Source organism: uncultured Roseobacter sp. (assembly GCF_947496515.1).
Classification (GTDB): Bacteria; Pseudomonadota; Alphaproteobacteria; order Rhodobacterales; family Rhodobacteraceae; genus Roseobacter.
Map to the genome: position 1 here is coordinate 342,325 of NZ_CANMDB010000001.1, position 23,687 is coordinate 366,011.

27 protein-coding genes are annotated in these 23,687 nt (G+C 62.9%); 20 read left to right on the forward strand and 7 right to left on the reverse strand.

From position 1 onward, the window contains the following. Window positions 1–39 precede the first annotated feature (39 nt). Window positions 40–1,302 carry a VWA domain-containing protein gene (locus Q1A53_RS01725; protein WP_299962319.1) on the reverse strand — a complete coding sequence of 421 codons (1,263 nt, stop codon included), beginning with the start codon at window positions 1,300–1,302 and terminating at the stop codon, window positions 40–42. A gap of 39 nt (window positions 1,303–1,341) precedes the next feature. Then, window positions 1,342–2,250: a MoxR family ATPase gene (locus Q1A53_RS01730; RefSeq protein WP_299962321.1), complete on the reverse strand. Its 909-nt coding sequence runs from the start codon at window positions 2,248–2,250 to the stop codon at window positions 1,342–1,344. Window positions 2,251–2,357: 107 nt separating this feature from the next. Here Q1A53_RS01730 and pyrC point away from each other — a divergent pair, with 107 nt between their 5' ends. The 8 genes from pyrC to Q1A53_RS01770 all read left to right on the forward strand — a co-directional run bounded on the left by pyrC (window position 2,358) and on the right by Q1A53_RS01770 (window position 9,934). Next, window positions 2,358–3,395, forward strand: a complete 1,038-nt coding sequence (pyrC, locus tag Q1A53_RS01735) for a dihydroorotase (RefSeq protein ID WP_299962323.1) — start codon at window positions 2,358–2,360, stop codon at window positions 3,393–3,395. Window positions 3,396–3,458: 63 nt separating this feature from the next. Continuing rightward, entirely contained in the window at window positions 3,459–4,151 is a 693-nt protein-coding gene (locus Q1A53_RS01740; protein ID WP_299962325.1) for an orotate phosphoribosyltransferase, read from the forward strand. Between the two features lie 144 nt (window positions 4,152–4,295). Further along, window positions 4,296–5,789 carry a replicative DNA helicase gene (locus tag Q1A53_RS01745; RefSeq protein WP_299962327.1) on the forward strand — a complete coding sequence of 498 codons (1,494 nt, stop codon included), beginning with the start codon at window positions 4,296–4,298 and terminating at the stop codon, window positions 5,787–5,789. A gap of 49 nt (window positions 5,790–5,838) precedes the next feature. Continuing rightward, entirely contained in the window at window positions 5,839–6,324 is a 486-nt protein-coding gene (locus Q1A53_RS01750; protein ID WP_299962328.1) for a DUF2867 domain-containing protein, read from the forward strand. A 157-nt stretch (window positions 6,325–6,481) separates the two neighbouring features. Continuing rightward, window positions 6,482–7,264, forward strand: coding sequence for a DUF1194 domain-containing protein (locus Q1A53_RS01755; protein WP_299962330.1), 783 nt, complete (start codon window positions 6,482–6,484; stop codon window positions 7,262–7,264). A 122-nt stretch (window positions 7,265–7,386) separates the two neighbouring features. Beyond that, window positions 7,387–8,418, forward strand: a complete 1,032-nt coding sequence (gene alr / locus Q1A53_RS01760) for an alanine racemase (RefSeq protein WP_299962332.1) — start codon at window positions 7,387–7,389, stop codon at window positions 8,416–8,418. After that, complete coding sequence (locus Q1A53_RS01765) at window positions 8,418–9,191, forward strand: ABC transporter permease (RefSeq protein WP_299962333.1); 774 nt, start codon at window positions 8,418–8,420, stop codon at window positions 9,189–9,191. The genes alr and Q1A53_RS01765 overlap by 1 nt, the downstream gene beginning before the upstream one ends. Further along, window positions 9,188–9,934: an ATP-binding cassette domain-containing protein gene (locus tag Q1A53_RS01770; protein ID WP_299962335.1), complete on the forward strand. Its 747-nt coding sequence runs from the start codon at window positions 9,188–9,190 to the stop codon at window positions 9,932–9,934. Before Q1A53_RS01765 ends, Q1A53_RS01770 begins: the two co-directional genes overlap by 4 nt. Before the next feature lie 21 nt (window positions 9,935–9,955). On the opposite strand, the gene Q1A53_RS01775 is transcribed toward Q1A53_RS01770, so the two are convergent. Beyond that, window positions 9,956–10,603 carry a hypothetical protein gene (locus tag Q1A53_RS01775; RefSeq protein ID WP_299962337.1) on the reverse strand — a complete coding sequence of 216 codons (648 nt, stop codon included), beginning with the start codon at window positions 10,601–10,603 and terminating at the stop codon, window positions 9,956–9,958. 376 nt (window positions 10,604–10,979) lie between these two features. Here Q1A53_RS01775 and Q1A53_RS01780 point away from each other — a divergent pair, with 376 nt between their 5' ends. From Q1A53_RS01780 to Q1A53_RS01825, 10 genes are all read left to right on the forward strand, one after another. Next, the gene (locus Q1A53_RS01780; RefSeq protein ID WP_299962339.1) at window positions 10,980–11,738 is read left to right on the forward strand and encodes a DNA repair protein; all 759 of its coding nucleotides are present in this window, start codon (window positions 10,980–10,982) and stop codon (window positions 11,736–11,738) included. A gap of 162 nt (window positions 11,739–11,900) precedes the next feature. Next, complete coding sequence (locus tag Q1A53_RS01785) at window positions 11,901–12,266, forward strand: hypothetical protein (RefSeq protein WP_299962341.1); 366 nt, start codon at window positions 11,901–11,903, stop codon at window positions 12,264–12,266. Window positions 12,267–12,296: 30 nt separating this feature from the next. Continuing rightward, window positions 12,297–13,658 (forward strand): DNA repair protein RadA, encoded by a 1,362-nt coding sequence (gene radA / locus Q1A53_RS01790; protein ID WP_299962342.1) that lies wholly within the window; start codon window positions 12,297–12,299, stop codon window positions 13,656–13,658. A gap of 40 nt (window positions 13,659–13,698) precedes the next feature. After that, window positions 13,699–14,253, forward strand: a complete 555-nt coding sequence (locus Q1A53_RS01795) for a CvpA family protein (RefSeq protein WP_299962344.1) — start codon at window positions 13,699–13,701, stop codon at window positions 14,251–14,253. Window positions 14,254–14,429: 176 nt separating this feature from the next. Then, on the forward strand, window positions 14,430–15,911 hold the full coding sequence (gene purF, locus Q1A53_RS01800; protein WP_299963046.1) for an amidophosphoribosyltransferase: 1,482 nt from the start codon (window positions 14,430–14,432) through the stop codon (window positions 15,909–15,911). A gap of 224 nt (window positions 15,912–16,135) precedes the next feature. Beyond that, window positions 16,136–16,477, forward strand: coding sequence for a hypothetical protein (locus Q1A53_RS01805; protein WP_299962346.1), 342 nt, complete (start codon window positions 16,136–16,138; stop codon window positions 16,475–16,477). A gap of 46 nt (window positions 16,478–16,523) precedes the next feature. Continuing rightward, the gene (locus Q1A53_RS01810) at window positions 16,524–17,174 is read left to right on the forward strand and encodes an SDR family NAD(P)-dependent oxidoreductase (protein WP_299962347.1); all 651 of its coding nucleotides are present in this window, start codon (window positions 16,524–16,526) and stop codon (window positions 17,172–17,174) included. A gap of 63 nt (window positions 17,175–17,237) precedes the next feature. Beyond that, a complete protein-coding gene (gene surE, locus Q1A53_RS01815) occupies window positions 17,238–18,023 on the forward strand; it encodes a 5'/3'-nucleotidase SurE (protein WP_299962349.1) in 786 nt (261 codons plus the stop codon). Beyond that, complete coding sequence (locus Q1A53_RS01820; RefSeq protein WP_299962351.1) at window positions 18,020–18,664, forward strand: protein-L-isoaspartate(D-aspartate) O-methyltransferase; 645 nt, start codon at window positions 18,020–18,022, stop codon at window positions 18,662–18,664. The genes surE and Q1A53_RS01820 overlap by 4 nt, the downstream gene beginning before the upstream one ends. Window positions 18,665–18,736: 72 nt before the next feature. Beyond that, entirely contained in the window at window positions 18,737–19,918 is a 1,182-nt protein-coding gene (locus tag Q1A53_RS01825) for a peptidoglycan DD-metalloendopeptidase family protein (RefSeq protein ID WP_299962353.1), read from the forward strand. Window positions 19,919–19,979: 61 nt separating this feature from the next. Here the strand turns inward: Q1A53_RS01825 and Q1A53_RS01830 are convergent, their stop codons facing one another. From Q1A53_RS01830 to Q1A53_RS01845, 4 genes are read right to left on the reverse strand one after another with little or no spacing between them, the layout of a single operon-like run. Then, window positions 19,980–20,831 (reverse strand): ATP-binding protein, encoded by an 852-nt coding sequence (locus tag Q1A53_RS01830; protein ID WP_299962355.1) that lies wholly within the window; start codon window positions 20,829–20,831, stop codon window positions 19,980–19,982. Next, window positions 20,828–21,745 carry a twin-arginine translocase subunit TatC gene (locus tag Q1A53_RS01835; protein ID WP_299962356.1) on the reverse strand — a complete coding sequence of 306 codons (918 nt, stop codon included), beginning with the start codon at window positions 21,743–21,745 and terminating at the stop codon, window positions 20,828–20,830. Before Q1A53_RS01835 ends, Q1A53_RS01830 begins: the two co-directional genes overlap by 4 nt. Further along, complete coding sequence (gene tatB / locus Q1A53_RS01840) at window positions 21,742–22,203, reverse strand: Sec-independent protein translocase protein TatB (protein WP_299962358.1); 462 nt, start codon at window positions 22,201–22,203, stop codon at window positions 21,742–21,744. The genes Q1A53_RS01835 and tatB overlap by 4 nt, the downstream gene beginning before the upstream one ends. Before the next feature lie 3 nt (window positions 22,204–22,206). Continuing rightward, complete coding sequence (locus tag Q1A53_RS01845) at window positions 22,207–22,416, reverse strand: twin-arginine translocase TatA/TatE family subunit (RefSeq protein WP_299962360.1); 210 nt, start codon at window positions 22,414–22,416, stop codon at window positions 22,207–22,209. A 212-nt stretch (window positions 22,417–22,628) separates the two neighbouring features. On the opposite strand from Q1A53_RS01845, the gene Q1A53_RS01850 reads away from it, so the two are divergent. Beyond that, window positions 22,629–23,021, forward strand: a complete 393-nt coding sequence (locus tag Q1A53_RS01850) for a hypothetical protein (RefSeq protein ID WP_299962362.1) — start codon at window positions 22,629–22,631, stop codon at window positions 23,019–23,021. Beyond that, window positions 23,008–23,673 (forward strand): YafY family protein, encoded by a 666-nt coding sequence (locus Q1A53_RS01855; protein WP_299963048.1) that lies wholly within the window; start codon window positions 23,008–23,010, stop codon window positions 23,671–23,673. Before Q1A53_RS01850 ends, Q1A53_RS01855 begins: the two co-directional genes overlap by 14 nt. Window positions 23,674–23,687: the final 14 nt, after the last annotated feature.

Below are 23,687 nucleotides of genomic sequence, written 5' to 3' on the forward strand. Positions count from 1 at the left end.
AGCGCCAAACCAGAATGAAACGTGCGCCGACGCACAGTGCTAATCCGACATTCCCTGCATCAACCGCGCTTTCTCGCCAACGTCATCGGGCCGGGAGATCGCGGCGGCCAGCCCCTCCAACGATGCGATCGAATGACCCGCCCGGAAACTGTCCACAAAAGGCAGCATGGCCCGGATCCCTTGGGCTTTGGGCGCAAACCCCTCCCACCGCAGCAGGGGGTTCAGCCAGATCACTCGCCGCGCCGACAGCTGCAATCGCTCCATCTGTCGAGCCAGCGCCTCCGGATCATCCCGGTCCAGGCCATCGGTGATGAGCAGGACCACCGCCCCCTGCCCCATCACCCGGCGCGACCACGTCTTGTTATAGGCGTCAAGACAATCGCCAATCCGGGTACCGCCTTCCCAGTCCTTGGTTTCCGCCCCCGCCGCAGCCAGCGCTGCATCCACATCGCGCTGCCGCAAATGCCGGGTGATGTTGGTCAGCTGCGTCCCGAAGGTGAAGGCATGGACCTTGGCCCAGCCCGCGCCCTTGGCATTGGCCACCGCATGAACAAAGTGCAGCACGACGCGGGAATACTGGCTCATGGATCCCGAGATATCACACAGAACCACCAGATTGGGCCAGCGCTGTCGCGGCGTCTTGCGCGCGATCCGGTAGAGCTCTCCGCCCTGGCGCATCGCGCCGCGCAGGGTCCGGGCCGTATCGATCCCCCGCCCTCGCAGGCTGGCCTGCGACCGGCGTGACAGGATCGGCGGCACCGGCAGGCTGAGCCGCGCAAGCATCCGCTTGGCCTGCGCCATCTCCGCCGTGCTCATCTGTTCGAAATCCAAGCTTCGCAGCCGCTCCTCACTGGACATCGTGAGGCTCGCGTCAATTTCGATCTCTGTCTCGCCGGTCTCCTCGGACGTGTCCTCCCCGAAGTCAGGCGCCTCTGCCCCATCCAGCAATGCCTCCGCAGCGCGCTTCTCCGCCGATTGCGCGCGCCGCTCCTCCTGCACGCCCCGGATGGCCGGGATCATGTAGGACATCATCTGCTCCAGGTACCGCGGATCCCGCCAGTAGAGCCGAAAGATCTGACCAAAGACCAAGCGATGCTCGGGCCGGTTCACGAAGCAGGCATGCAGCGTCCAGTAAAAATCCCGCCTGTCCGTGAATCCCGCCGCCTCGACGGCACGGATCGCATCGATGACACGCCCGGGACCGATGGGCAGCCCCGCGCGCCGCAACGCGCGGGCAAAATGCGTGATGTTGCCTGCCAGTCGCGGATTGTCCGGCAATTCCAGCGGCAGATACTCAGGCACACGCCTGCCCTCTGAGGATGCCGAAAGGCCGGGTCACCATCACGCGGGCTCCAGCGACGCCTTGACCTGATCGAGGATCCGCTTGGCCTCCGATCCCTGCAGCTTCTGAATGTCGTCCTGATACTTCAGGATCGCCCCCAGTGTGTCGGCGATGACTTCCGGGCTGAGGTTGATCACATCCAGCGCCAGCAGGCATTTTGCCCAGTCAATGGTCTCTGCCACGCCCGGTTTTTTGAACAGATCCTCCGTCCTCAACTGCTGGACAAAGGCCACGACCTCCCGGCTCAGGCTCTCCGCCGCCTCTGGCGCCCGCGCCGATAGGATCTCCATCTCGCGGTCGAAATCGGGATAATCCACCCAATGATAGAGGCACCGGCGCTTGAGCGCATCATGCACCTCCCGCGTGCGGTTCGACGTCAGGATGACCACCGGCGGTTCCGGCGCCGCAATCGTGCCCAGCTCCGGAATGGTCACCTGAAAATCACTGAGCGCTTCCAGCAAGAACGCCTCAAAGGGCTCGTCGGTCCGGTCCAGCTCGTCAATGAGCAGCACGGGCGCGCCCCGCGCGTCCGGTCGCATGGCCTCCAGCAGGGGCCGCTCGATCAGATACGCATCGCTGAAAAGCTCCTCCTGCAGGGCGCCACGACTGGCACCGCCCGCAGCTTCCGCCGTGCGGATCGCCACCATCTGTGCGGGGAAATTCCACTCGTAAACCGCCGTGGCCGCATCCAGCCCCTCATAACACTGCAACCGGATAAGCCGCCGCCCAAGGCTCGCGGCGAGCGCCTTGGCGATCTCCGTCTTGCCCACACCCGCCTCGCCTTCGAGAAACAATGGCCGACCCAGCCGCAACGCCAGAAACACCACCGTGCCAAGCGCGCGGTCACATACGTAGCCCTCGGCGCCCAGCATTTGCTGCACCGCATCGATCGTTTCTGGTTTGGTCATGCCTGCTCCTCGTCGCTGCGCGTAAGACTGCACTCTCAGCCCCGGGGGTCAAGCGCTCATCCACGGCCCTACTGGCCCTGCCGTAGCAGCTGTGCTAGCGCAAGCGCATGACCCACACCCTGACCCTCCGCCGACCCGATGACTGGCATCTGCACTTGCGCGACGGTGCAATGCTGCGTGCGGTGCTGCCTGCTACTGCCGCTCATTTCGCCCGCGCAATCATCATGCCAAACCTCGTCCCGCCCGTGGTCACCGCTTCGGATGCGCGCGCCTACCGTGACCGTATTCTCGGCGCCCTGCCCGAGAACGCCGATTTCACCCCGTTGATGACGCTCTACCTGACCGAGAACACAGACCCGGAGGACGTCGCCGCCGCCCGTGCCGAGGGGCTCATCCACGCGGTCAAGCTCTACCCTGCAGGTGCCACGACCAATTCCGCCAGCGGCGTGAGCAACATCGACCGGGTCCGCCCCGTCCTGGAAAAGATGGCCGAGATCGGCCTGCCGCTCTGCGTGCACGGCGAAGTCACCGACCCCGACATCGACATATTCGATCGCGAGGCCGTCTTCATCGAACGCGTGCTCGACCCGATCCGCAGGGCAACCCCGGGGCTCCGCGTCGTCATGGAGCATATCACCACCAGAGACGCGGTGGACTATGCCCGCGCGCAGGATGAGACACTGGCAGCGACCATCACCACGCATCATCTGGTGATCAACCGCAACCACATTCTGGCGGGCGGCATCAGGCCGCATTACTACTGCCTGCCGGTCGCCAAGCGCGAGACACACCGCCAAGCCCTCCGGGCAGCAGCCACCTCCGGAGAGGCACGCTTTTTTCTGGGCACCGACAGCGCCCCTCATACGGATGCGAACAAGCTGCAACCCTGCGGCTGCGCTGGCTGCTTTACCGCGCCCAACACCCTGTCGATCCTTGCGCAGGTTTTTGAGGAAGAAGACGCGCTGAACCAGCTCGAAGCCTTCATCTCCCGCAACGGACCGGCTTTTTACGGGTTGCCGGTGAACGACGACACCGTCACGCTGGAAAAAACCGGCGCGCACTACGCCGCCCATCTCGACACCGACGAAGGCCCCGTCACGATCTTCGACCCGGGCTTCCCGCTCGACTGGGCTGTCCGCGCCTAGTCACTTTGCCAGATAAACTCCCGCCGGAGGCTCCTGCCCTCCGGGCAGCGCAGAAAGACGAACATGATCCCCAGCAGCCATCCAGACGCCACCGAAATCGCCCGGCTCACCGCCCGCATGCTGCTCGAGATCAAGGCGGTCCATTTCAACGCCGCCGAGCCCTTTGTCCTCGCCTCCGGCCTGCCCAGCCCGACCTATATCGATTGCCGCAAGCTCATCAGCTACCCCCGCATCCGCGGCACGCTGATGGATTTCCTCACCGTGACCATCATGCGAAACGCGGGTTTCGAAGCTTTCGACATCATCGCGGGCGGCGAGACCGCGGGCATCCCCTTTGCCGCGATGATCGCCGAACGCATGGCGCTGCCCATGGCCTATGTCCGCAAAAAGCCGAAAGGATACGGCCGCAATGCCCGGATCGAAGGTAAGATGTCCGAGGGTGCCCGCGTTCTGCTGGTGGAGGACCTGACCACCGACGGCGGCTCCAAACTCAGCTTCGTGGACGCGATTCGCGACACCGGCGCCCAGTGTCACCACACGGCCGTGATCTTTTCCTACGACATTTTTCCCGAAACCGAAAAGATGCTGGGCGATCATGGGGTTGTCCTGCACGCCTTGTGCACCTGGTGGGACGTGCTGGCCGAGGCGCGCGCGCAGGCGGCCTTTGACGCCGACACCCTGAATGATGTGGAGGCCTTTCTCAAAGCGCCCCGAGCGTGGCAGGATGCGCGAAAAAACACGCAAGACCCTGCCTGATCTGGTAGCCCTGTGGCGAACATACACAACATGAGGTAGCATTCTCGCACCATCTGATCTATCCACAGGTTATACCGGGTTTTCCAGATTGCGTCGGCGCAGCCCACCCGGATAAGACCGGGGCTCGGGGCAAGAGGGGCAGACATGAACGAAGTAGCGGCATTTAACGCGACCGGTGTGGAGGTCGAGGCGCCCGACAGCATGCCTCATTCCATCGAGGCCGAGCAGCAGTTGCTGGGCGCGATCCTCACGAATAACGACATCTATGACCGGGTGGCCTCCATCATCGGGCCCAAGCATTTCTATGACCCCGTGCACGCCCGCATCTTCGAGATCGCCTCTGCCCGCATCGCCAAGAACAACCTCGCCTCGCCGGTGACGCTCAAGGCCTTCATGGAAGAAGACGAAGGTCTCAAGGAGTTGGGTGGCCCTGCGTATCTCGCCCGCCTCGCCGGGGCGGCGATCTCCGCCTTTGCCGTGCGCGACTACGCGCAGATGATCTACGATCTGGCCGTGCGCCGGGATCTGATCCAGCTGGGGCGCGAGATTTCGGACAAGGCCGCGACGGTCGATGTGGCCTCCGAGCCGCGCGAACAGATCGTGGAGGCGGAACAGGCACTCTACAAACTGGCCGAGCAGGGTCAGGTTGAGAGTGGTTTTCAGAGCTTTCTCAAGGCTGTAACGGACGCGGTTAATGTCGCCAATGCGGCCTACCAGCGCGAAGGCGGCCTTGCAGGCGTCTCGACTGGCCTCATCGATATGGACAAGAAGCTGGGCGGGCTGCACCGGTCTGACCTGCTGATCCTCGCCGGGCGCCCCTCCATGGGCAAGACGTCGCTTGCCACCAACATCGCCTTCAATATCGCCAAGACCTACAAGCGCGGAAAGCTGCCCGATGGCTCCGAAGGCGCGGTCGAGGGCGGTGTCGTGGGTTTCTACTCGCTTGAGATGAGCGCCGAGCAGCTTGCCGCCCGGATCCTGTCGGAGGCCGCCGAAGTGCCCAGCGAACAGATCCGTCGCGGCGACATGACCGAAGGCGAATTCCGCCGTTTCGTTGACGCGGCCAAGGCGCTGGAGGCCTGCCCGCTCTACATCGATGACACCCCCGCCCTGCCCATTGCGCAACTCGCCGCCCGGGCGCGGCGGCTCAAACGGACCTACGGGCTCGATGTGCTGATCGTGGACTACCTGCAACTGGTGCGGGGCACCGGCAAATCGGAAAACCGGGTCAACGAGATCTCCGAGATCACCATGGGCCTCAAGGCTATCGCCAAGGAGCTCGATATCCCCGTGATCGCCCTCAGCCAGCTCAGCCGGCAAGTCGAGAACCGCGAGGACAAACGCCCCCAACTCTCCGACCTGCGTGAATCGGGCTCCATCGAGCAGGACGCCGACGTGGTGATGTTCGTGTTCCGCGAAGAATACTACAAGGAACGAGAGAAGCCCGGCGATCATGACCTCGAAGCCATGGCCAAATGGCAAGAAGAGATGGAGCGCCTGCACGGGCGCGCTGAGGTGGTGATCGGCAAGCAGCGTCACGGCCCTATCGGTACGGTCGAGCTGAGCTTTGAGGGTCGGTTCACGCGTTTCGGAAACCTCGTGCAGCCCTGGCAACAGGATAGCGATCGTGGCTTCTGATACCGCTTGCATCGTTGCGCCGAGCGTGCGGCTTTTCTGAGCTGCGTTTATGCTCAGAGAGACAGCGGACGGCCCCTACATTCCGCTGCCCAGATCGCAGCTGGACTACCTCGATACGCAACAGATTGCCTTGGATGAGGACATCACACCGCTTGCGGCCTGGAGCAGGATGACCACCGATGTCTCACCGGTCCTTAGGGCGGCATTCGCCCTTCGCGATTGGGTCTGCTCCCTCGCTGGCGTCAAATCCATCGCCGGGTTCAGCGGCCGCACCGTTGAGACGGTCTCTGCCGGGGATCATCTGGACTTCTTTCTGGTAGAATATGTCGACGACAGGTCGCTGGTTTTGACCGAACGGGATCGCCATCTGGATGTCATGACCTGCATCTCCGTAGGTGACCGGGTCGTGTCCGTGACCTCGTCGGTCAAGGTGCACAACTGGTTCGGGCGGGCTTACATGCTGCCCGTCGGCATCGCGCATCGGCGGATCGTTCGGAGCATGCTCCGCCGCCTTGAGCACGCGCGGTCCGCATAGGATCTGCAAGCCTGCGTGAGAGCCGGGCCGCCCGATGAGCCGCCCGGCGGCGACGATGTCTTCCCCTGAGACGCGCAGACCGGCTTTTTCCCAGAACCCGCGCGTCCGTGTGTCTTTTTGATTGGACAGCGGGCGCGTTCTCTGCCGCAATGGCTTCATGCGCCTGCTTGCCGCCGTCCTGATGTTCCTGCCCGCGTGCCTCCTTGCCAAGGAGGTGGACGTGGAGCTTTTTCTGGCGGTCGATGTCTCCCGCTCCATGTCGCCCGCAGAGCTTGAGATCCAGAGACGCGGCTATGCCGAGGCCATCACCAGCACGCAGGTCATTGAAGCCATTCAAAGCGGAATGCTGGGCCGGATCGCCGTGACCTACGTGGAATGGGCAGGCTCGGGATCGCAGCGGGTCGTGGTGCCCTGGACCGAAGTGGCCAGCGCGGAGGATGCGGCAATCGTTGCGCGGGGGATCACCAACCGTTTTGAGACCGGCATGCGTCGCACCTCGATCTCAAGTGCGCTGAGCTATGCCACCGCCGCGTTTGACGATAACGGGTTTACCGGGTTGCGCCGGGTGATCGATGTCTCCGGTGACGGCCCCAATAATCAGGGCGGCGGGGTCATCGCGGCGCGTGACGCAGCGCTGGCGCGCGGCATCATCATCAACGGCTTGCCGCTGATGACGCAGGATGCGCTGAGCGAGATGTGGGGTATCCCGGACCTCGACGCCTACTACCGCCACTGTGTGATCGGCGGGCCGGGGGCCTTCGTGATCCCGGTGCTGGAGTGGAGCCAGTTCGCCGATGCGGTGAAACGCAAGCTGGTGCTGGAGATCGCGCAAGCGGCCCCGACGCCGCAGCTTGTTCAGTACGCCCCCCCGGCGGCTTACGACTGTCTGGTTGGGGAAAAGATGTGGGACAGGAACCGAACCTATTTCGACATCCCCTAGGCGCAACCGCACTTAATGGCCCGCCGGTCTCGACCCCCCAAGATAGGCGCTGCACCGCACCACAGGTTCGGGAACGCCCAAAGGTGACTTGACGCCACGCGCGATCCTGTCAAAACGCCCTAATGGCCACCGCGACGCTCTCCATCGATCTGACTGCCCTGACGGATAACTGGCGCAGGCTCAATGCCATGTGCGGGGCACTGGCCGGGGCCGTGGTCAAGGCGGATGCCTACGGGCTTGGGTTGAAGCAGGTGGCCGACGCATTGGCTACGGCGGGCGCGCGCGTCTTTTTCGTCGCTGCCGCCGAAGAAGGTGCGGCGCTTCGCAAGATCCTTGGCCCCGGACCGGTGATCAACGTCTTCTCGGGCCATATGGCCGGTGACACGGATCTGATCGGTCAGGCGCAGCTGACACCGATGCTCAACTCCATCGATCAGATGTCGCGGCATATGGAAACCCTGCCCGGTCATGGCTTTGGCATCCAGTTGGATACCGGCATGAACCGTCTGGGGATGGAAGCTGCGGAATGGCAGGCGTTGCGCGATCTGGCGCTGGCGCAGAAGCCCGCCCTGATCATGTCGCATCTGGCCTGTGCGGACGAGCCCGATGCGCCCATGAACGCGCGGCAGCTTCAGACCTTTCGCGAGATGACGGCGGGTGTCACAGCGCCGCGTTCGCTTGCGGCGACGGGCGGCACGCTGCTGGGTCCCGACTACCATTTCGATATGGTCCGCCCGGGCATAGGGGTCTACGGCGGGTTGCCCTTTGTTGACGCCAAGCCGGTGGTCACGCTGGACGTGCCGGTCATTCAGATCCGCGATGTGGCGCCGGGTGAAACCGTGGGCTACGGCAACACATGGACCGCACGCAGCCCGTCGCGCATCGCGACCATTTCCGCGGGCTATGCCGATGGTATCATCCGCGCCATGGGCCCGCGCGCGGCACTTTACACCGAAAGCTCCGCTGTCCCGGTGGTGGGCCGCATTTCCATGGACCTGATCGGTGTGGATGTCACCGGGCTCGCCGAAGAGCCCGAGAGCCTGCAACTCCTCGGACGTCACCAGAGCGTGGATACGCTGGCCGAGTTTGCGGGCACCATCGGCTACGAAATTCTGACCTCTCTGGGAGCGCGCTATCGGCGCGTCTATTGTTGATGGGTTTTCTTGCGCTTATCGGTCGTATGGTCTTGTCGGCGCTGGCGGCGACGGGGCGCATCGCGCTCTTTGCCAGTGAGACGATCAGCCATCTGGTGCGTCCGCCCTTCTACGGGCGGGAGTTCGTCTCTGCCCTTTTTAACATCGGCTGGCTGTCGTTGCCCGTGGTGGGGCTGACGGCGGTTTTCACGGGCGGCGCGCTGGCCCTGCAGATCTACGCAGGCGGTTCGCGTTTCAACGCCGAGGCGGTTGTGCCGCAGATCGTCGCCGTCGGCATGGTGCGCGAGCTGGGGCCGGTGCTGGTAGGTCTGATGATCGCGGCACGCGTGACCTCCTCCATCGCCGCCGAGATTGCCACGATGAAGGTGACTGAGCAGATCGACGCGCTGGTCACCCTCTCCACCCATCCGATGAAATACCTCACCGTGCCGCGGGTGCTGGCCGCGGTGCTGGTGGTGCCACTGCTGGTGGGCGTTGGCGATATCATCGGGATCTTTGGCGGCTATGCCGTGGCCACCGGCACGCTCGGGTTCAACCCGGCGGGCTACATCCGGAACACGGTCAACTTCCTTGAGCCGCTGGATGTGATTTCCTCGCTGACCAAAGGTGCTGTCTTCGGGTTCGCCGCTGCCCTCATGGGATGCTATCACGGTATGAATTCCGGCCGGGGCGCCATGGGCGTCGGCCATGCAACAAAAACAGCCGTCGAAGGCGCTGCCATCCTGATCCTTGCCTCGAACTTCGTGCTGACGGGAGTGTTCTTCACACTATGATCGAGATGTCGGGCATTCATAAATCCTTTGGTGCAAACCACGTGCTGCGCGGGTTGGATCTGTCCATCCCCAAGGGCACGTCGATGGTCATCATCGGCGGCTCCGGTACGGGCAAATCCATCGCGCTGAAATGCGTGCTGGGGCTGGTCAAGCCGGATACCGGCACCATAACGGTGGATGGTCAGGATGCGCGCAAGGGCGACCGGGATGCGTTTCTGGCCCGCTTCGGGATGCTGTTTCAGGGCGGTGCGCTGTTCGACAGCCTGCCGGTCTGGCAGAATGTGGCGTTCCGCCTGCTGCGCGGTTCGCTCAAGCGCCCGCATGATGAGGCGCGCACGATCGCCATCGAAAAGCTGCGCCGCGTCGGTCTGAAAGAGGATGTGGCGGATCGCTTTCCGGCAGAGCTGTCGGGCGGCATGCAGAAACGCGTAGGCCTCGCGCGCGCCATCGCCGCCGAGCCCGAGATCATCTTTTTCGATGAACCGACCACCGGGCTGGACCCGATCATGTCGGGCGTGATCAACGATCTTATTCGCGAGATCGTGGTGGAGATGGGCGCCACGGCCATGACCATCACCCATGACATGACCAGCGTCCGCGCCATTGCTGACAACATCGCCATGTTGCACGAGGGCGTGATCCAATGGACAGGGCCGGTCAGCGACATGGATCAGAGCGGCAATCCCTACCTGGATCAGTTCATCCAGGGCAAGGCGGACGGCCCCATCGAGGCCGTCCGCTAGAACCGCCCGTCAGCAGGTGGGTCAGTACTCATCCTCGTCGTCATCGAAGTGAATGGTGACGGTACCGCTCGGATCATTGTCGTCATAGTCATCGTCATCATCGTCGTAGAAGTCGAATTCGTCCTCATCGTCAGCGAAGTGATCTTCGTCCTCTTCCTCTTCTTCCTCCTCATTATCGTTGCCATCCTCGTCGGGCGGCGTGTAATTCGGATCAAAGATCAGCTTGCCCTGTTCTGGATCGTAGATCAGCCCTTCCGAGGTACCAAAGATCGCTTCTGCAACGGCCTCTGTCACCACCGTTGACCAGAAGGGATCGTTCTCGATGTCTTCGATGCCGTATAGATGCTCGGCCATTGCCCAAAGCGCATCCCAGGCCGCTTCGTCGCCTTCGCGCAAGTCATTCTTGAGATCTTGCTCAAGCGACTGCGGGTCGGTTGGCCAATCGTCGATGTCCTCGCCGTATTCGTCTTCCATCCAGTCGTTCAGGGCCTCGTTCACCTCTTCCAGTTCTTCGAGACGTTCTTCGGTGATCGGAGGGGTGAAGGGTTCTTCGAATTCCTCAAAAGGTTCGGTCTCCGGCTGAGGTTGCGCGACCGTCTGAGGTTCCTGCCATTTGTCGAGCCATACGACTTCTTCGTGGATCGCGAGATACTCTTCATATTCGAACATGGTAAAATCTCCTGTCACAAATGCCGCCATCAGCCGACGGCAGATGGTCTCTGTCAAGAATCCGGGGGCCTCGGCCCGCACCGTGAGAGATTTCTTGCCAATCGGAGGTTGTGGAATCAGTCGTTGCGCCGGAGGTTACGACCCGGACGGTCGCACAAGAAAAAATCAGCAATCGCCGGATATTACCCGGCTCATGGATAACAATCGCTTGCTGCTACGGCGACTGTTTACACGACGTCAACAACCAATCTTCAAGACCCCGCAATCTTCACTAAGATTCTGTTTATCGTCGAATTTTTAGCAGTTTTGCCTTAAGTTGACGCCGGGTGAAGCGGGAAACCGCCGGTTGTTGTGATGTTTTGGGAGTTTTACGGTTATGGAACAGATCCGTCCTGTTTTGGTCGTCGGGCGCACGGTGTTTCAAAGTGCCAGTCTGGCGATGCTCAGCCTCGCCGCGCTCTGCGCGACATCTTTTACGGTGCTTGCTGCCGGGGGCCTGCTGCCTTGGTTGCACATGCCGCTGATCTTTGGTGACACGACCATCGTGCAGGGTGGCGTTTACGTTCAACTCGGTGTGACGGCGCTGCTTTTGGCCATGTGCTTTTTTGTGCCGACCAATCGCCGCGTGCTGGATCTGGAGACTGCGCATCGGGACTTCTCTTTGCGGATGGAGGACGTGGCGCGCGCTTACGCGAGTGTTCACGCCGCCGACCGTGCAGGTGTTTTTCAGATGTCTTCGGAGTTCGACGCGGTCAAGGAACGGATACTGCACTTGCGTAACCACCCCGATCTGAGCGCGCTGGAACCCGACATCATGGAAGTCGCTGCACAGATGAGCCGCATCAGCGAGGAATTGGCGCAGACCTATGCGGACGCGCGCGTGGACCGGGCCTATGATTTTCTGCGCCAGCGTCAGCAGGAAGTCGACGCCTTTCAGGAGCGGCTCGACCATGCCAAGGCGCTGCATGCAGACATCCGCCAGTGGGCCAACCGGCTTGAGGTGGACGAGGCCGTCGCGAAATCACAGCTGAACCGGATGATTGACGATCTGCAGGACATCCTGCCTGACCTCGACATCCGGTGGCAGGCCGAACAGGCGGACAGGCAAGGCGTGCTCCGTCTCGCGGCAGAGTAACCGTACGGGTATTCTGGTAATGGCCGCGCCGAGTTGCACCGGCGGTTAAAGTACTCGTCGATGCACGCAGGGCACACAGGGTGACGTCTGCGGCAATCTGCGAGGTTGCATAGTGTCGTCGGTTCGCTTTCCTGTGTTCAGCGCAAGTAACACGGTCTGATCATGACACGGGGCATTCTAGGGTATATCGCTGCCGGGCTCGCGGGGCTGACAGCGGCGGCGCACATTCTGATTGGCACCTTTGATACCGTCCTGCCCCTCTGGCGCAGCGATCTGCCGTTCGAGATCCAGGGCGCGTTGCAAGCGTGCTTTCACTTTGTCAGCCTGTTTCTGCTCTATTCGAGTTGGAGCTTTGCGCGCGCGGCCCCCGGGGCAGCGGCCATTGCCAGACTGTGGATCGGCTTCGGGCTCTGCTTTCTGGCGGTGGGTATAGCGGGCGGCGCGCTGTGGTCAGTACCGCAGTGGCTCTTGCTTTTGCCCACCGGCGTCGTGGCCCTCGCCGCTGTGCGCCCGCGTGAAAGCGCTTGAGCATCGCAGGGCGCTGCGACACAAGAGGTCATGGCAAAATCCCCCTCTTTCTCTTGTACCGCCTGCGGCAATGTCACCTCCAAATGGGCCGGGCGCTGCGAAGCCTGCGGCGCGTGGAACACCATCACGGAGGATGCAGGTATCTCGAAAGGCCCGGCCAAATCACTGGGTGCGAAACGCGGTGCAGCGGTCGTGCTCACGGATCTCGCCACCGAAGAGGCGCCGCCTCCGCGCACCACCTCCGGCATCGCAGAGCTTGACAGGGTACTGGGTGGCGGGCTCGTGCCCGCATCTGCGGTTCTGGTGGGGGGCGATCCGGGGATCGGGAAATCGACGCTCTTGCTGCAGGCCGCAGCACAGTTCGCGCGGGCGGGGCTCAAGACGGTTTATGTCTCGGGCGAAGAGGCGGCCGCCCAGGTGCGCATGCGGGCCCAGCGGCTGGGCCTCGCCGATGCCCCTGTGAAACTCGCCGCAGAGACCAACCTGCGCGACATCCTCACCACGCTGGAGGCCGAACGCCCCGGGCTTGCGGTGATCGATTCCATTCAGACCATGTGGGCCGACAACGTGGAAAGCGCGCCCGGCTCCGTCAGTCAGGTGCGTGCGGCGGCCCACGAGCTGACGAGTTTTGCCAAGCGCAAGGGGATCAGCGTGATTCTCGTTGGCCACGTCACCAAGGAAGGCCAGATCGCGGGGCCTCGGGTGGTCGAGCATATGGTTGATACGGTGCTCTATTTCGAAGGCGAGCGCGGGCACCAGTTCCGCATTCTGCGCGCGGTCAAGAACCGCTTCGGTCCCGCGGATGAAATCGGCGTCTTCGAGATGACGGGCCGCGGGCTGGAGGAGGTGGTGAACCCCTCGGCGCTGTTTCTCAGCGAGCGCGGCACAGCCTCGCCCGGGTCGGTCGTCTTTGCCGGTGTTGAAGGCACGCGGCCCGTGCTGGTGGAGTTTCAGGCCCTCGTCGCCCCCTCCCCGCATTCGCAGGCGCGTCGCACCGTCGTGGGATGGGACGGCGGGCGGCTCGCCATGATCCTCGCGGTGCTGGAGGCGCGCTGCGGTATCCCCTTTGCCGGGCTCGATGTGTATCTCAACGTCGCGGGTGGCATGAAAGTGTCCGAGCCCGCCGCCGATCTGGCCGTCGCCGCCGCCCTTCTGAGCGCGCGGGAGGATGCCGCGCTGCCCGCCAACACCGTGGTTTTCGGCGAGATCAGCCTGTCGGGCGCGCTCCGCGCCGCCAGTCAAACGGAAAACAGGTTGAAAGAGGCGCAAAAACTTGGTTTCACCGCAGCCATTGCGTCGGGAGGCGGCAAACCCGCGGAGGTGCCAGGCATCTCGGTTCGGCGGGTGGACGACCTGACAACATTCGTGGGAGACGTGTTCGGCGCCGGATAAGGAGCCAACAGGGTCAAGACAGGCAAAAGCGCGAGGGGCTATGGAAGGCTTTACCATCATTGACGGCGTTGTGGCGCTCGTCATCATCGTCTCGGCGCTCTTGGCCTATGGCCGCGGCGTCGTGCGCGAAGTCATGGCCATCGCCGGATGGATCGCGGCGGCTGTGCTGGCGTTTCTCTTTGCGCCGCAAGTCGAACCACTGGTCCGCGAGATCCCCGTCGTGGGGGAATTCATCGCGGACAGCTGCGAGCTGTCGTTGATCGGCGCTTTTGCGCTGGTATTTGCGGTGGCGCTGATTGTCGTGTCGCTCTTCGTGCCGCTGCTCTCCTCCGCCGTCCAGCGCTCTGCCCTTGGCGGGGTGGATCAGGGCCTTGGCTTTGTCTTTGGCGTGGCGCGCGGCATTCTGCTCGTGGCGATTGCCTTCTTTGTCTACGAGACCGTCATAACGGGCGACAACTACACGGTGGTGGACGAAAGCCGCTCTGCCGTCGTCTTCGCGCAGGTCTCCGAACGGATCCAGACGTCAGAGCCCGAGGCTGCACTGGGCTGGATCACCAGCCAATACGAAGCACTCGTCGCGACCTGCGGCGCCTGAAGCGCCCGGCTAATCGCCCAAAGCAGCGGCAGTTTCGCGCGGTGCGTGTACTGCGCGCCGCACAGGCGCGACAAATAGGCAGCGGCACATGATAGTTTCGTGACACCGCTCCCCTGACCCCCTACACCAAGGGCACGTTCTACGCCGGATTCGGAGCTGCCCCGTTGTCCCAGATACTGCCCCCCGCCCATCCATTCGACACCTCCGCGCTGCGCGACGTGGGTGATGATGACAAGCTCAAAGAGGAATGCGGGGTCTTCGGTGTCATCGGCGTAGCGGATGCCTCGAATTTTGTCGCACTGGGTCTGCACGCCTTGCAGCACCGAGGGCAGGAAGCGGGCGGCATCGTCAGTCATGATGCAGATCAGGGGTTCCAGTCCGCCCGTCGCTTTGGCTACGTGCGCGACAACTTCACCTCCCAGAAGATCATGGAGACCCTGCCTGGCCCGCTGGCCATCGGGCATGTGCGCTACTCCACCACCGGCTCCAAGGGGCAGACCGCGATCCGCGACGTGCAGCCGTTCTTTGGCGAGTTTGCCATGGGCGGCGCGGCGATTGCTCATAACGGCAATATCACCAATGCCAACGCGCTCCGCCGCGAATTGATCGAGCGCGGCTCGATCTTTCAGTCCTCGTCTGACAGCGAATGCATCATCCACCTGATGGCACGCTCGCTGCAGCGCACGATCCCCGAACGCATGGAGGACGCGCTGCGCCGGGTCGAGGGGGCGTTTTCCGTCGTGGCAATGACCCGCACCAAACTGATCGGGGTGCGTGACCCGCTGGGCGTGCGCCCGCTGGTGCTGGGCCGTGTCGGGGACGGCTGGGCGCTCAGCTCCGAGACCTGCGCGCTCGACATTATCGGGGCGGAATTCATCCGCGAGATCGCGCCGGGCGAGATGGTCGTCATCTCAAAGGATGGGATCGACAGCCAGTTTCCTTTCCGACCACAGAAATCCCGTTTTTGCATCTTTGAACATGTATATTTCAGCCGCCCTGACAGTATCCTTGGCGGTCGTTCCGTCTATGAGACGCGCGAGGCGATCGGGCGCGAGTTGGCCAAGGAAGCACCGGTGGAGGCCGATCTTGTGTGCCCGGTGCCCGACAGCGGCACGCCCGCGGCCATCGGCTATTCGCTGGCCTCGGGCATTCCCTATGCGATGGGCATCATCCGCAACCAGTACATGGGCCGCACCTTCATCGAGCCCACGGAGCAGATCCGCAACATGGGCGTCCGGCTCAAGCTCAACGTCAACCGCGCGCTCATCGCGGGCAAACGGGTGATCCTGGTGGATGACAGCGTCGTGCGGGGCACCACCTCCCGCAAGATCAAGGAGATGATCCTCGACGCGGGTGCCAAGGAAGTGCATTTCCGCATTGCCTCTCCCCCAACTGCCTGGCCCTGTTTCTATGGGGTGGACACGCCGCAGCGCGAAAAGCTGCTCGCCGCCACCATGTCCGAAGAGGAAATGCGCGATCATCTGCAGGTGGACAGCCTCAAGTTCATCTCGCTCGATGGTCTCTACCGCGCGGTGGGCGAGGCCCAGGGCCGAAATCAGGATCAGCCGCAGTACTGTGACGCGTGTTTTTCGGGTGAATACCCGGTTGAGCCCGCCGACCAGATCGAGAGCGGCTTTGAGATGAAGGCGGCGGAGTAAACTCCAGATGCTCGATCCGACAGCCGGTTGTGCCCGTACCCGGCAGGATGGCGACACACTTATTGTAACGATTGCTGCAAAGCGCCGCCTGTTTGTGGCCGCCTTTCTCGGGTTTTGGTTGATCATGTGGGCTTTGGGTTGGCTGTCCGCTGCGGGTAGCCTTTTGGGGGGGCATTCGAGGCGACGGCGGCCTCTTTATTCTGGTATGGTTAGGTGCGTGGACAGTGGCGGGCGTGTTCGTGATCACATCATTTCTTTGGTTGGTCGTCGGATACGAACGCATTGTAGTTTCGCCATCGAAACTCACCGTCTCGCGCCACACACCGATCTGGAAACGTCAGGTCGAATGCGCCTTGCAAAACGTCAAGAACCTGCGATCCGAAAGCCTCGATACCAACCCTTTTGGCAACAGGCTACCCAACTGGTACAGCCGCAAAACAGGACAGATACAGCTGGACTACGGCGTTCATTCCATCGGGTTTGGGATCGAACTGGACGCAGCCGAAGCGAAACAGGTCGTCGAAAGAATACTGTCCGCTTTCCCGGATCTTGGACCGTCTCAGTGACCAACTCACGCTTGACGCGCCACGTGTTCACGCCCATCACAGCGACATGACAAAAACAGCTCTCATCACAGGTGCGTCACGTGGTCTGGGCGCGGCCCTCGCCGAGGCGCTCGCCCCGACCCATCACATCATCGCCGTCGCGCGCACGACCGGCGCGCTGGAGGAACTGGACGACCGTATTCAGGCCGCGGGCGGCAGTGCGACGCTCGCTCCCATGGATGTCACGAACGCGGACGCGATGGCGACGCTGTGTCGGGGGATCTATGACCGTTGGGGGTATCTGGATCTCTGGGCCCATCCGGCTGTTCACGCGGCACCGCTGGCGCCCGTTGACCACGTTGACGCCAAGGATTTTGCAAAATCCTTGGCCTGCAACACGACCGCCACCGCGACGTTGATCGCCTACGTGGCTCCGCTGTTGAGACCAGAGAGCCAGGCAATCTTCTTTGACGAGCCCAACAAGGGTCAGAAGTTCTACGGCAGCTACGGGGCCACCAAAGCCGCGCAGATCGCGCTCGCCCAAAGCTGGCAGGCGGAAACCGAACGGACCGGGCCGCGTGTTCATATCCTGACACCGGCGCCCATGCCCACCGCCACGCGTGCGCGGTTCCATCCCGGCGAGGACCGCGACGTCCTCAGCCCCCCCAAGGCGGAAGCAGCGGCAATAGTGGCCAAGCTAGAGACCACCGCGCCCTAAAACATCTCCGCGCGCTTGCCGCCTGTGCAGCCCTCGCCTATCAAGGCGAAAAGGGGCACAGCCATGCGCATTCTCATCACCAACGACGACGGCATCAATGCCCCCGGCCTCAAAGTTCTCGACGCCATCGCCCGCACACTTGCCGGAGACAACGGTGAAGTGTGGACCGTCGCACCTGCGTTTGAGCAATCGGGCGTCGGCCATTGCATCAGCTACACCCATCCGATGATGATCAGTGAGTTTGGCCCGCGTCGCTTTGCTGCCGAGGGCTCGCCCGCCGATTGCGTGCTGGCCGGGCTGCACGATGTGATGAAGGGCAACCCGCCCGATCTGGTGCTGTCTGGCGTCAACCGCGGTAACAACTCCGCGGAGAACACGCTCTATTCCGGCACCATCGGTGGCGCGATGGAGGCGGCGCTGCAAGGTCTGCCCGCCATCGCCCTGTCGCAATACTACGGCCCCGGCAACGCAGGCGCGCATGATCCCTTCGAGGCTGCGGCACAGCACGGCGCCGATGTGGTCCGGCGCATTCTGGCCAGCACCCCGCTCGAGACGGACGGCTACCGGCTCTTTTACAACGTGAATTTCCCGCCCGTCGCGGGCGGCGATGTCAAAGGCATTCGCCTCTCCACCCAAGGCCTGCGGACAGGCACCGGGTTCTCCACCGAACCGCATGTGTCTCCCTCGGGCCGTCGTTTCCTATGGATCCGGGGCGGCGATCAGCAGGTGGCCACGGCCCCCGGATCAGACGCAGCGGACAATCTCGCAGGGTACATCTCCGTCACACCCATGCGGGCCGATCTGACCGCCCACGACATGATGGGCCAGCTCACCGGCATCGCCACATGAGCGAGACCGCGGAACGCAAGATGCAGTTTCTCTACGCGCTGCGTTCCAAGGGCGTGACTGACAACCGGGTGCTTTCTGCGATGGAGGCGATTGACCGCGGGCCTTTCATCCGGGGCATCTTTGCGGATCGCGCCTATGAGGACATGCCTCTGCCCATCGCCTGTGGCCAGACCATCAGCCAGCCGTCGGTCGTGGGGCTGATGACGCAGGCCCTGCACATCAGCCCGCGCGACAAGGTGCTGGAGGTGGGCACAGGCTCAGGGTATCAGGCGGCCATCCTCAGCCGGTTGGCGCGCCGCGTCTACACCATCGACCGGCACAGCCGTCTGGTGCGCGAGGCGCGCGAGCTTTTTGAGCAGATGGGGCTGACCAATATCACTGCCATCACCGGCGACGGCAGCTTTGGCCTGGCCGATCAGGCGCCTTTCGACCGTATCATCGTCACAGCGGCCGCAGAAGACCCGCCCGGCACCCTGATGGATCAGCTCAAGGAAGGCGGCATCATGGTCGTGCCGGTGGGCCAATCCGACGCGGTGCAGCACCTGATCGTCGTGCGCAAGCACGCAATGGGCACTGAATACGAGGAATTGAGGCAAGTTCGCTTTGTCCCCCTGCTCGAAGGCTTGGGAAAGGACACATAAGCTGGTATAAGGTCGGATAAAGTATTGGATCAACCGATGCGCGGCCTGAATGGCCCGATTGAGGACAAGCAGATGACCCTGACGATCTCGCGCCGCCGGGTGCGGCTTTCGGCTATGACGATCACAGCGCTTTTGACGCTGACGGCCTGCAGCGACCCGCTTGATTTTGACCTGCGGGGCATTGGCGGCGGGTTTAGCACTGCGGGGGCTGCCACAGGGGCCGCAACCGCGGAACGCCCGGCCCCGGATGCCCGCGGTGTGATCTCCTATCCAAACTATCAGGTGGCCGTGGCCGAACGGGGCGACACGATCGAAAGCGTCGCCACTCGCCTGGGGATCAGCAGCACGGAACTGGCCCGCTTCAATGGCATCGAGGAAACGGCGCCCCTGCGCCGAGGTGAGGTCATCGCCTTGCCCGATGGGGTGTCTGTCGCCTCTGCTGCCACGCCGGGCGCAGCCAGCGGTGGCGTCGATATCGGTGCTCTTGCTGGCAACGCTATTGACCGTGTTCCCGAAGCTCAAGGTGTCCAGACCACCGCGCTGCCACCGGCAGCGACCACCGTAGCGCAGCCCGCCCCGGCACAGGAACCCACGCGCCACAAGGTCGAGCGGGGCGAGACAGCCTACACCATCGCGCGGCTTTATCAGGTGCCGGTCACATCGCTCGCGGAATGGAACGGGCTCGGCCCGGGTTTTGCGATCCGTGAAGGGCAGTTCCTGCTCATCCCCGTAGCCCAACAGGCACCGCCCAACACTGCGAGCGCGGAGGTCACGCCGCCTGGCGCGGGCTCGCCCACCCCTACCCCACCGAGCGCGGTCAAACCGTTGCCAGAGCAGGCGCCGACACCGGTGGTTGAACCGGCGCCACCGGTCGACGTGGGCACCCAGACCGAAACCACTGCAGATGCGCGGATGGTCTTTCCCGTCACCGGCGCCATCATCCGGGAATACGCCAAGGGCAAGAATGAAGGCATCAACATCAAGGCCGATCCCGGCACCGAGGTGAAAGCCGCGGACAGCGGCACCGTTGCCGCCGTCACCAAGAGCGCCGAAGGTGTTCCGATCATTGTCATTCGTCATGATCCGGAACTGCTGACCGTCTACGCTAATGTGACGGACGTAACGGTGGAAAAAGGCACAAAGGTCAACCGCGGCGACCCCATTGCCAAGTTGCGGGACGGGTCAGATGCTTACGTTCATTTCGAGGTAAGACAAGGCTTCGACAGCGTCGATCCCATGCCGTATCTACAGTAGTCCGTTGCGCTTTCCTTAAGGTCGGGCTGCTTGTCCGAACGACATGAAAGGGCAAAAGCGGTCACGCAGGGTCGCTCAGCGCCACACCCTTTCGGCCAGCCAGATCCATGAAGTATTGCCAGGCCACGCGACCGGATCGCGACCCGCGGGTGGCCTGCCACTCAATGGCCTCGGCCCGCAGATCAGCGTCGCTGATATCAACCCCGTGAGCCGTACAGTAGCCGCGGATCATGCTTAGATACTGATCCTGATCGCAGGGATGAAAGCCCAGCCACAACCCGAACCGGTCCGAGAGGGACACTTTCTCCTCCACCGCCTCGGACGGGTTGATCGCACTGCTGCGTTCGTTCTCAATCATGTCGCGGGGCATCAGGTGGCGGCGGTTCGACGTGGCGTACAGCACCACATTCTCGGGCCGTCCTTCGATGCCGCCATCCAGCACGGCCTTGAGGCTTTTGTAGTGGGCATCGTCGTGACCAAAGGACAGATCATCGCAAAAGAGCACAAAGCGGTAGGGCACCGTTCGCAACAGGTTGAGCAGTCGCCCGACGGACGGCAGATCCTCCCGTTGCAACTCGACCAGCCTCAGCGCGTCATGGGAGACATGAAGATGCGCGTGTACCGCTTTGACAAGGCTTGACTTTCCCATTCCCCGCGCGCCCCAGAGCAGCGCGTTGTTCGCGGGCAACCCCCGCGCAAACTGCGCCGTATTGGCCAGCAGGGTGTCGCGTGCCCGGTCAACCCCCAGAAGCAGGGATAAATCCACCCGCGAGACCTGCGGCACCGGTTGCAGCCGGTCAGGCTCCACATGCCAGAGAAAGGCGGAGGCCTGAGAAAAGTCAGGCGCGGGTTGCGGCGCAGGTGCCAGGCGTTCGAGCGCCGCCGCAATCCGATCCATCGCCGCTGCGCTCACTTGGGCGCGTCCTCATCGGGATGGCGTGTGTCTTCGTCATCGTCGAACCAAGCACCTCCGGCGCGGAGCTTTGCCTCGCGGGCCTTCTCCACCCGGGCGACGAGGAAAATCGACACTTCGTAGAGTCCGTATACCACCGTAAAGAGGATCCCTTGGGTGATCACATCCGGCGGGGTCACCAGCGCGGCCAGCACCAGAATGGCGACAACCGCGTATTTCCGGACGTTCCCCAGCCCCTCGGCGCTGACCAGCCCGGCCTTACCCATCAGGGTCAGGAGAACGGGCAGCTGAAAGCAAAGCCCGAAGGCCATGATGAACTTCAGCGTGATATCGAGCGATTCGTTGACCTTCCCGAAGAAGGTGATGCGGATCCCCTCGCCTGCCGCCGCTGCCGCCGCAGGGGCCGCTGCCTGCTCTGCCGCCGTAAAGGAGCTGAGCAGATCCGCCACGATGGAGGGCACATCCGCAAAGCCCAGAAAGAACGCCATGGCCAGCGGTGTCACCACGAAATGCGCGAAAGAGGCCCCCAGAAAGAACATCACCGGCGAGGCGATCAGGAACGGCAGAAAGGCGTTCTTTTCGGTCTTGTAAAGGCCGGGCGCCACAAAGCGCCAGAGCTGCAGCCCGATCACGGGAAAGGCCAGCGCAAAGCCGAACACCATCGAGATGCGGAACAGCGTGAAGAGATATTCCTGCGGTGAGGTATACTGCATCGTGGGCGATGGATCGCCCAGCTCGCGCAGCGTTTCTTCGATAGGTCCCAGCAGGAACTGCAGGATCGGTTCGGCCACGGTAAAGGCCAACACGATTCCCACGATAAAGGCGATGACGGACCGGATAAGCCGCGTGCGCAACTCGGCCAGATGCTCGATCAGCGGGGCGGCGCTGTCGTCGATGTCATCAGTGGAGCTCATGTCTTGGCCTCGGGTCCGGCGGCTTCGGGCGGTGCATCGCGGGCGGCCTCAAGCTCGGCGGCTTTGGCCTGCGCCTCCTCGGCCTCTTTCATCTTGCGGTCGGCTGCGGCGCGGGCCGTGGCTGCCTGGATCTTCTTGGTCTTCTCTGCCCGCTCGGCGGAGAGCTTGCCCGTCTCGCTATCGGGATCGAACTTGCCCAGATCCGCTGCCGCGCTCTTTACCCCGTCCATGGCCGAGTTGATCGGATTGGTTGCGGCTTTCAGCCCCTTGGCCACGTCCCGCATACCGGTATCGTCGGCGGCATCGTTCATGGCCCGGCTGAATTCGCGCGCCATGCCCTTGGCCTTGCCGACGAACTGCCCGACCCGCCGGAAGAGCACCGGCAGATCCTTGGGACCCACAACAATGAGTGCGACGACGCCGATGACCAGCATCTCCGTCCAGCCAAGATCAAACATGGATCAGACCTTGTCTTTTTCGGCCTCGGGTGTGACGTCCTTGGCCTCTTCGGACTTGGCGATCTCGTCCTGGCCCTCGGTGATGCCTTTCTTGAAAGAGGTGATGCCCTTTCCGACCTCACCCATCAGGCTGGAAATCTTGCCGCGCCCAAAGAGCACCAGCACCACGACCGCGATCAGCAAGATCCCCGGCAGGCCAATATTGTTCAACATGGTATGTCTCCCATAAACTCTCTGCCCGCAGATGCGGGCGTGTCGCCCGTAGCATTACGGCCCGGCACGCCCCCGCGCGAGCCTCAATGCAAATCAGATCGGGCAAATTCGTGGTTAAGGCCCGAAAAATCGCCCCTCGCCAAACTCAACTGACAGGTTTATGTCAGTTGTACTCTGCCACAAGCGCATCACGCAACTGAAAGGACAGACCCATGCGCTTTATCACCCTCACCCCCTCCTGCATCGCTTTTGCCGCGGCGCACACCGCCCGTAGAGCAGCGACAAAACCTGTGGCGGAAATCGTCACGTTCCGGCTGCTGGACGGCGCAGACCCTGCCGCAGTGCGCGCCGCGGCTGAGCAGATGACGCCGTTTCTGTCAGGTACCGGCACGATGCTGACCCGCACGCTCAGCTGTGATGACACGGGCCTCTGGACCGATCACATCATCTGGACGTCGATGAAGGCCGCTCTTGCCGCTGCAGATCAGATCATGTCACAACCTTCGGCGCGGCCCTTCATGGCGATGATTGATCCCGAAACCGTGGTGATGCGCCACGCGCCGGTTCACCTGACGACAACGGCAGGAGATGATGCGCCGCACTGACCGTCTCTTTGACATCATCCAGATCCTGCGCGACGGCAAGCTGCACCGCGCGCAAGACATTGCGACGCGTCTGGAGGTCTCCACCCGGACGATCTACCGCGACATGGATACGCTCGTTGCCTCCGGAGTGCCTGTGGAAGGCGCGCGCGGCGTTGGCTACATGATCACCGAGGCGATCAGCTTACCGCCGCTGAACCTGACGGTGGCGGAACTGGAGGCGCTCAATCTGGGCATGGCCATCGTGGGGGAGGCCGCTGACCCAGATCTGAAAGCCGCAGCCTTGAGCCTTGCGGAAAAAGTAGACGCCGTCCTGCCGACCCAGACCATCGCCAGCGCCGATCAGTGGAAATTCGCGGTCTACCCCTTTGCTGATGCCGCACGCGGGTTCGCTCACATGCCGACGTTACGTGCGGCGATCCGGGCGCGGCAAAAGCTTCGGATCGTCTATACCTCCAAAGAGGCACGGGTGACCACCCGCACCATCCGACCGCTGCATATGGAGTATTGGGGCCGCATCTGGACGATCACATCCTGGTGCGAGTTGCGCGACGACTTTCGCGTCTTTCGGGTCGACCTGATCCAGAGCGCGGAGGCGCTGCCGGAGCTTTTCGTGGATGAGCCCGGCAAGACCCTGGCCGACTTCAAAAGCTGACGGCGCAGGATCCC

Bases quoted from the DNA above. Each gene is read 5' to 3' on its own strand.
- Q1A53_RS01730 (WP_299962321.1), bottom strand. From the start codon at position 2,250: ATGACCAAACCAGAAACGATCGATGCGGTGCAGCAAATGCTGGGCGCC.
- pyrC (WP_299962323.1), top strand. From the start codon at position 2,358: ATGACCCACACCCTGACCCTCCGCCGACCCGATGACTGGCATCTGCAC.
- Q1A53_RS01740 (WP_299962325.1), top strand. From the start codon at position 3,459: ATGATCCCCAGCAGCCATCCAGACGCCACCGAAATCGCCCGGCTCACC.
- Q1A53_RS01745 (WP_299962327.1), top strand. From the start codon at position 4,296: ATGAACGAAGTAGCGGCATTTAACGCGACCGGTGTGGAGGTCGAGGCG.
- Q1A53_RS01750 (WP_299962328.1), top strand. From the start codon at position 5,839: ATGCTCAGAGAGACAGCGGACGGCCCCTACATTCCGCTGCCCAGATCG.
- Q1A53_RS01755 (WP_299962330.1), top strand. From the start codon at position 6,482: ATGCGCCTGCTTGCCGCCGTCCTGATGTTCCTGCCCGCGTGCCTCCTT.
- alr (WP_299962332.1), top strand. From the start codon at position 7,387: ATGGCCACCGCGACGCTCTCCATCGATCTGACTGCCCTGACGGATAAC.
- Q1A53_RS01765 (WP_299962333.1), top strand. From the start codon at position 8,418: ATGGGTTTTCTTGCGCTTATCGGTCGTATGGTCTTGTCGGCGCTGGCG.
- Q1A53_RS01770 (WP_299962335.1), top strand. From the start codon at position 9,188: ATGATCGAGATGTCGGGCATTCATAAATCCTTTGGTGCAAACCACGTG.
- Q1A53_RS01775 (WP_299962337.1), bottom strand. From the start codon at position 10,603: ATGTTCGAATATGAAGAGTATCTCGCGATCCACGAAGAAGTCGTATGG.
- Q1A53_RS01780 (WP_299962339.1), top strand. From the start codon at position 10,980: ATGGAACAGATCCGTCCTGTTTTGGTCGTCGGGCGCACGGTGTTTCAA.
- Q1A53_RS01785 (WP_299962341.1), top strand. From the start codon at position 11,901: ATGACACGGGGCATTCTAGGGTATATCGCTGCCGGGCTCGCGGGGCTG.
- radA (WP_299962342.1), top strand. From the start codon at position 12,297: ATGGCAAAATCCCCCTCTTTCTCTTGTACCGCCTGCGGCAATGTCACC.
- Q1A53_RS01795 (WP_299962344.1), top strand. From the start codon at position 13,699: ATGGAAGGCTTTACCATCATTGACGGCGTTGTGGCGCTCGTCATCATC.
- Q1A53_RS01810 (WP_299962347.1), top strand. From the start codon at position 16,524: ATGACAAAAACAGCTCTCATCACAGGTGCGTCACGTGGTCTGGGCGCG.
- surE (WP_299962349.1), top strand. From the start codon at position 17,238: ATGCGCATTCTCATCACCAACGACGACGGCATCAATGCCCCCGGCCTC.
- Q1A53_RS01820 (WP_299962351.1), top strand. From the start codon at position 18,020: ATGAGCGAGACCGCGGAACGCAAGATGCAGTTTCTCTACGCGCTGCGT.
- Q1A53_RS01825 (WP_299962353.1), top strand. From the start codon at position 18,737: ATGACCCTGACGATCTCGCGCCGCCGGGTGCGGCTTTCGGCTATGACG.
- Q1A53_RS01835 (WP_299962356.1), bottom strand. From the start codon at position 21,745: ATGAGCTCCACTGATGACATCGACGACAGCGCCGCCCCGCTGATCGAG.
- tatB (WP_299962358.1), bottom strand. From the start codon at position 22,203: ATGTTTGATCTTGGCTGGACGGAGATGCTGGTCATCGGCGTCGTCGCA.
- Q1A53_RS01845 (WP_299962360.1), bottom strand. From the start codon at position 22,416: ATGTTGAACAATATTGGCCTGCCGGGGATCTTGCTGATCGCGGTCGTG.
- Q1A53_RS01850 (WP_299962362.1), top strand. From the start codon at position 22,629: ATGCGCTTTATCACCCTCACCCCCTCCTGCATCGCTTTTGCCGCGGCG.
- Q1A53_RS01855 (WP_299963048.1), top strand. From the start codon at position 23,008: ATGCGCCGCACTGACCGTCTCTTTGACATCATCCAGATCCTGCGCGAC.